This is a genomic window from Saccharomonospora sp. (assembly GCF_027317685.1).
In the GTDB taxonomy this organism is placed as follows: Bacteria; Actinomycetota; Actinomycetes; order Mycobacteriales; family Pseudonocardiaceae; genus Saccharomonospora.
This window is the reverse complement of record NZ_DAHVQP010000023.1, coordinates 1-4138: the sequence shown is the minus strand read 5'-3', so window position 1 is coordinate 4138 and position 4138 is coordinate 1. Positions and strand designations below refer to the sequence as shown.

Below are 4138 nucleotides of genomic sequence, written 5' to 3'. Positions count from 1 at the left end.
TGTTGGACCGGGTCGAGCGGCAACTCGGCCTGACCGAACTCCCGATCGTGAGCCTCCCGTACCGCGATCCGGTTCTCCAACACGAGAAGGAGTAGGGGAATCCGCCACAGGAAGTGGGGATCCCTCATCGGACCACCTGGGGTCAGACGGCCCGAAATTCAGAGTGCCTTCGCGTGAATAGGCGAGAGACCACTAACTCAACCCCAGCTCAGGCGACCCTCTTCCTCGCAGCGAGGTCGTCGACGTGGGGTGATGCGACGGAGGCAAGGCACCAGGTGTGGAACTTGCGGGTGACGTCGACGTGGCAGCGGATGGTGTGGGGGGCTCTTGTTGTCAACACCGAGTGATCTTACCCACTCTGCGGTCAGAGACCGCCAAGGTTCAGGCGCCAGAATGTCGGTGGCGGCATCGACATGCACTCCATCGACAAAGCGAAGCGCCACTAAGCGCTGCGCTAGCCGAGCCTCAGATCAGCAGCTTTGCCATTGCTGGCATCACTGCCGACCAGAGACCTACAGTCGGGGTGACAGGATTTGAACCTGCGACCCTTCGCTCCCAAAGCGAATGCGCTACCAAACTGCGCTACACCCCGTCCGCCACGCGAGGGTGGTGTGCGACCACTCTAGCGGGTACCGCTACACTACCTATGCAGCCGGGTGATCCGGCCGCACGCGGGCGTAGCTCAATGGTAGAGCCCCAGTCTTCCAAACTGGTGACGCGGGTTCGATTCCCGTCGCCCGCTCTGACCCAACCCCCGGGCCCTCCGGCCAACGGAGAGCCCGGGGTTTTCTCGTCCTGGCGCGAACGTGGCAGTCTGCCTCCCCCTCGCCCCGTCGAGCCTCTCGGCGACGACGATGCAAGGCTTCCGCTCTTCACGCTCACCCTGGAAGAGACCCACACCCGGACCGTGAGGCAGGTCACAATATTGTTGTGATACAGCTCACCACCGTTAGTGTTCAATCCGTCGCGGAAAGCGACGAAGCCGCTGGTCAGTGACTACTTCGTCACTAAACACACAGCTCCTGCCCTCCTCCCATTCCCCGGGTTTTCGCATTGCACAATTCGCCTCACATAGCCGGGACGTGTTTACCGTTCTGTGTCGCCGAAAACGGCGGCAGCAACCCCAAGAGGAGATCCGTGAACACGAAAATCAACCCGGAGGAAAAGCATGTCACCGACTACTTTCAGAAAGTTGGCGGTTGTTCTGGCCATCAGTTCGGGAACCTTATTGATCACGCCGGTCACCGGTTCGGCCATGATGAATCAAAACGCGAACGCCGGCGGTGGAGAACCTCCTACCGCAGCGGTGAAGGACAAACCCGCACCGGACGACAATGTCGAAAAACCGGTCGCCCCCAAGGGGGAGGAGATCGTCGACATAGCCGCCCAGCAAGCAGGTGATCCCTATACCTGGGGAGCAGTGGGTCCCGATCAGTTCGACTGTTCCGGCCTCACCCAATACGTGCACGCGAAAGCGGGCATCGAACTGCCGCGCACGGCACAGCAACAACGAGAAGCCCTACCCCGGATATCGAAGAACGAAATGCTTTCCGGCGACCTGCTCTTCTTCCATGAAGGCGGCAACGTCTACCACGTCGGAATCTTCGCGGGGAAAGGCCGGATGTGGGCGGCTCCCGAACCGGGTGATGTCGTTCGCATCCAAGACATCTGGACCGAATCGTTCACCGTGGGCCGCGCCTGGTGATCAAGGCCGGGAACACCTGAGATATTGTCCGCGTTGTCTGGTTCAGAGAACCCAACAACCGGGGAGTAGCCCATGGGAACCGCGATCACGGTGATCGTGCTCCTACTGATCGTTGTCGCTGGCGCGGCATATCTCGTGCGATCCCAAGCACAGGCCAAGAGACGACAGCTGGAGGACGCCAAGGCAGACGCCCGACGGTGGGTGGAGCGCCTCGGTGGCCAGGTCCTGAACCTCACCGGCACCGACACGGCGTCACAGCAAGCGCTGGCCGACGCGAGCGAACGGTACAACGCCGCCGGCTCCGAGATGGAGCGCGCGGAGACGGTCGAACAGGCACGCCTCGCCAAGGAGACCGCGCTGGAGGGCCTCTACTACGTCCGTGCCGCGCGCACGGCCATGGGACTCGACCCCGGCCCCGCCCTGCCCGACGACCCCGAGCGGGAGCGCGCGGGCAAGGTCACCGAGCACCGCTCGGTCGACGTCGAGGGCCAGCACTACGAGGCCTCTCCCGAGCCCACGGCGAACACACCGCATTACTACCCGGGTGGCCGGGTCGCGGGCCGTCCCGTGCCTCAGGGCTGGTACAGCGAGCCGTGGTGGAAGCCCGCTCTCGTCGCGGGCGCTTGGGGCTTCGGCTCCATGATGCTGTTCTCCGCGATGTTCTCCGGAATGGCCGGTATCCCGAGTGCCGCGGCCTGGGAAGCGGGCTACGACGCGGGCCAGGAGGACGCGTTGGAAGGCGGCGACGCCGGTGACGGTGGTGACGCCGGTGGCGGCGAGGACATCGGCGGCGGAGACGACTTCGGAGGTGACTTCGGGGGCGACTTCGGAGACTTCGGCGACTTCGGTTTCTAAGCCGTTCGACAAGGTCATTCGGCGGGCTGGCAGGTCGGACACCAGTACAGGTTCCGGCCTGCCAGTTCCTTATGCGCGACCGGCGTGCCGCACACCAGGCAGGGCTGTCCCGTCCTGCGGTAGACGTACACCTCGCCACCGTGGCGGTCGTTTCGGGGAGCTCTGCCCGTCACCTCGGGCCGATGTTCGTGCTCGACGGTGTCGATGCGGCCCACGCGGACGCCTTCGCGCATCAACCGGCGCAGGTCGGCCCACAGGGCGTCCCACTGCTCGCGCGCCAGCGACCTGCCCGGCAACATGGGATCGATTCGCTGTCGGTAGAGCACTTCGGCGCGGTAGACGTTACCCACACCCGCGATGACCGACTGATCCATCAGCAGCACGGCCACCGGCGCCCGAGAGCGCGAAATGCGCTCCCAAGCCCGTTCGGGGTCGGCGTCGCCGCGTAGCGGATCGGGGCCGAGCCTGCCGATCACGGCCTCGGCCTCCGGAGGAGTCAGGAGTTCGCACCGCGCGGGTCCGCGTAGGTCGGTCCAGTGGGTCCTACCGACCAACCGCATCCGTACCTGCCCCACGGGTTCAGCGACAGGCAGCGGGTACTCGGTGAACGTTCCGTACAGTCCGAGATGGACGTGGACGATCCCGTGTGGACCGTAGTGGTGGAACAGGTGCTTGCCGAAGGCTTCGGCCGCCGTCATGATGTGCCCGTCGACCACAGCGGCCTCGGCGGAGAACCGGCCTTGAGGACTCGAAACCTCCACCGGCGCGCCCACGTAACGTCGTCGGTGCAAGCGCGCCAACCGATGCAGCGTGTGGCCTTCGGGCATCAGCTCTGCGGCAGCGCCGGAGGCGTTCCGGTGCGCTCGTAGTCGCTGATCTGCCCGACTCGACGCGCGTGCCGGGCATCCTCGGAGGGCGGGGTGATCAGGAATGCCTCGACGATCTCCGTGGCCTCCTCCAGCGTGTGCATACGCGCACCCACACCGATCAACTGGGCATGGTTATGCTCACGAGTGAGCTTGGCGGTCTCGACACTCCACGCCAGCCCGGCCCGAGCACCGGGCACTTTGTTGGCCGCGATCTGCTCACCGTTGCCCGAACCGCCGATGACGATGCCCAGGCTGCCCTCGTCGGCGACGGTCCTGCGCGCCGTCTCGATGCAGAACGGCGGGTAGTCGTCCGCGGCGTCGTAGACGTGCGGGCCGACGTCGGTGACATCGTGGCCCTGCTTCTCGAGGTGGGCGACGAGGTGATTCTTCAGCTCGAAGCCGGCATGGTCGGATCCCAGATAGACACGCACACGCCGAAGTGTGCCATCCCCGCTGGCCACGACGGCGGCCCACCCGGCAAGGTGTGGGCCCATGACGGCCACGAGCGAATCGACCTTGCGACTTCTGGCACAACACGGACACGACGTACGCCTCGACTGGGGCGAGTCCGGGCTCGCGGTCCTCGCGCAGGAGTGTGCGGTGCTGGTGCTCGTCGACGTGCTGTCCTTCTCGACGCGTGTCGACCTGGCGATCGCCACGGGCAGGGCGGTGCGCCCCGAACCGTGGACCGCGGAGCCGTCCCGCGCCG

The 4138-nt window shown here is 65.4% G+C and carries 4 protein-coding genes, 2 tRNA genes and 1 pseudogene; 4 read left to right on the top strand and 3 right to left on the bottom strand.

All coding sequences use genetic code 11. The features are described from left to right. Positions 1–518 precede the first annotated feature (518 nt). Positions 519–592, bottom strand: a tRNA-Pro gene (locus tag M7H19_RS02195). 79 nt (positions 593–671) lie between these two features. Here M7H19_RS02195 and M7H19_RS02190 point away from each other — a divergent pair. The 3 genes from M7H19_RS02190 to M7H19_RS02180 all read left to right on the top strand — a co-directional run bounded on the left by M7H19_RS02190 (position 672) and on the right by M7H19_RS02180 (position 2560). After that, positions 672–742, top strand: a tRNA-Gly gene (locus M7H19_RS02190). Between the two features lie 426 nt (positions 743–1168). Continuing rightward, on the top strand, positions 1169–1705 hold the full coding sequence (locus M7H19_RS02185; protein WP_298176439.1) for a C40 family peptidase: 537 nt from the start codon (positions 1169–1171) through the stop codon (positions 1703–1705). Positions 1706–1777: 72 nt separating this feature from the next. Then, positions 1778–2560, top strand: coding sequence for a hypothetical protein (locus M7H19_RS02180; protein ID WP_298176436.1), 783 nt, complete (start codon positions 1778–1780; stop codon positions 2558–2560). A 14-nt stretch (positions 2561–2574) separates the two neighbouring features. Here the strand turns inward: M7H19_RS02180 and M7H19_RS02175 are convergent, their stop codons facing one another. Together M7H19_RS02175 and M7H19_RS02170 are read right to left on the bottom strand one after the other, a co-directional pair. Next, positions 2575–3387, bottom strand: a complete 813-nt coding sequence (locus M7H19_RS02175) for a zinc finger domain-containing protein (RefSeq protein WP_298176434.1) — start codon at positions 3385–3387, stop codon at positions 2575–2577. Beyond that, the gene (locus tag M7H19_RS02170; RefSeq protein WP_298176431.1) at positions 3387–3860 is read right to left on the bottom strand and encodes a ribose-5-phosphate isomerase; all 474 of its coding nucleotides are present in this window, start codon (positions 3858–3860) and stop codon (positions 3387–3389) included. The genes M7H19_RS02175 and M7H19_RS02170 overlap by 1 nt, the downstream gene beginning before the upstream one ends. Before the next feature lie 61 nt (positions 3861–3921). On the opposite strand from M7H19_RS02170, the pseudogene M7H19_RS02165 reads away from it, so the two are divergent. After that, a pseudogene (locus tag M7H19_RS02165) lies at positions 3922–4138 on the top strand (hypothetical protein); the annotation flags it as partial.

Bases quoted from the DNA above. Each gene is read 5' to 3' on its own strand.
- M7H19_RS02185 (WP_298176439.1), top strand. From the start codon at position 1,169: ATGTCACCGACTACTTTCAGAAAGTTGGCGGTTGTTCTGGCCATCAGT.
- M7H19_RS02180 (WP_298176436.1), top strand. From the start codon at position 1,778: ATGGGAACCGCGATCACGGTGATCGTGCTCCTACTGATCGTTGTCGCT.
- M7H19_RS02175 (WP_298176434.1), bottom strand. From the start codon at position 3,387: ATGCCCGAAGGCCACACGCTGCATCGGTTGGCGCGCTTGCACCGACGA.